This is a genomic window from Dokdonella soli (assembly GCF_039523175.1).
Taxonomy (GTDB): Bacteria; Pseudomonadota; Gammaproteobacteria; order Xanthomonadales; family Rhodanobacteraceae; genus Dokdonella_A; species Dokdonella_A soli.
This window is the reverse complement of sequence record NZ_BAAAEU010000041.1, coordinates 1-1681: the sequence shown is the minus strand read 5'-3', so window position 1 is coordinate 1681 and position 1681 is coordinate 1. Positions and strand designations below refer to the sequence as shown.

Below are 1681 nucleotides of genomic sequence, written 5' to 3'. Positions count from 1 at the left end.
TGCCGGGTGGGTGCGCGGCGCTGGGGCCGTGCTTGAAATCGGTCGACTGGGCGCTGGGTACCGTCAACGCGTTTGCGTCGCTGGCGCCCGATCCCAACAGACGGCAGCATTTCAGTTGGGAAGATGCCCGCAACAACTATTTCTTGGCGCTGACCGCCGAACGTGATGCAAACGGCAACGGTATGAGGGAAGCGTCCGAACGCGAAGCCGACGCCGAAGAACGCATGTTTCGGTGGGCCTCCACCTTTCGTTCCATCGGAGACGTCGTGCATTTGCTGCAGGATGCGGCGCAACCCCAGCATACACGCAACGACCGCCACGACAGCCACGTCGACCCCGCTGACCAGCAAGGATTTGAGCCGTTTACCAATGAGCGTCTCATTGGACGACAGGCGACTTCCAGTGCGGACCCATCGGGCGGCGAGATCTACGTTCTCAGCCTGATCAACAACAACCTCTTTAAACAGTTCCTCACGCCGCTGCCCGACATCAATGGGTATCCGGTGCCGACGTTCGTTTCGCCGCTACGCTACTTCACGACGCGCGGCGCCAGCGACGGTCCCGGTGTCGCTCCGGACAACCGATTGGGCATTGCGGACTACAGCAACAAGGGGTTTTTCACGCGTGGCACGACTCCCGACGCCAATACCTTGTTGCCGGCTGTTTATGCGTTTCCGAGGCCGGATCCCACGTTGACAGGGTTCACGACGCAAACCACGAATTGTGCTTTTCTCCCGAAGTTGCGCAATCAGCCGGTGAATTGCACGACGTACTCCCACACGGTTCCAGATCCGGTGCAACCCTCGCGATCGGACGCCACCACACCGCAACCGTTGTTGGCCGATGGCATGTGGAAGGGATTCTTCGGTTCGACCAACAACCAATACACACTGACCCCGCAGATCTACCAAGCCACCGGTAACCTGACGGTGCCGCGTGCAATCGCTTATAGCGCCGGCCTCATCAATTATTTCTTCCGCGGCAAGCTTGCCGTGACCTCACCCCCGGACAAGATCGTCGGCGTGCTGAATCAGGGCGCGACGCACACGATGAATGCGCAGGGCTACCCCTGCGTGGGCACCGCGAACAACGACGGCTGTCCAATCTTCGGATTCCAGTCGATCCGCCTCAGCGTACAGAACACGACGCCGAAAATCACTGAGAGCGGAACTGGCACCCAAGTGCCGCAGAATCTGTCTAACACCGCAACGGGAAGCGTGACCGACCCGAACTTTCACGGCCCGTACCTGGTTGCCATAGCACGGTATCACCGCAACACTTGCTACAAACCGGATCTCACTGGCGAACCCTACCAAGTCTATATCTACACACCTCCATCGACCGGCATCACGCAGCCGACGTGCAGCGGAAGTCAAACGACGCGCACGGCGTACCAGGAAATCGCGGTGTCCAAATCCGTCGCGGTCTCTGCGGCTGCGCTCAACGGCGCGTCGCCGACCGAGGTGAAATTCGACTTCTCGGCGGACCCGATTCCGGTCAACGCGACCGACTTGTTCTTCCAGGTGGTCTATCGCGGTCCGATGGGCGATCCGGTGCTGGGCCAAGAGCCCGATGCGATCGCGGTCGGTACCCTCGATGTGCGCGAACCGACCTTCGTCGGGTTCTGGAACAACACCGACTATTTCTGGAACGATACCCGCTGGTTGCCGAAAAATTCGTA

Annotated in this window: 1 protein-coding gene; it reads left to right on the top strand. The window is 60.0% G+C overall.

The features are described 5' to 3' along the window. Window positions 1-32: 32 nt before the first annotated feature. Window positions 33-1681 (top strand): phospholipase C/P1 nuclease family protein (locus ABD002_RS19505; protein WP_343794277.1); only part of this gene is annotated, 1649 nt, incomplete at its 3' end.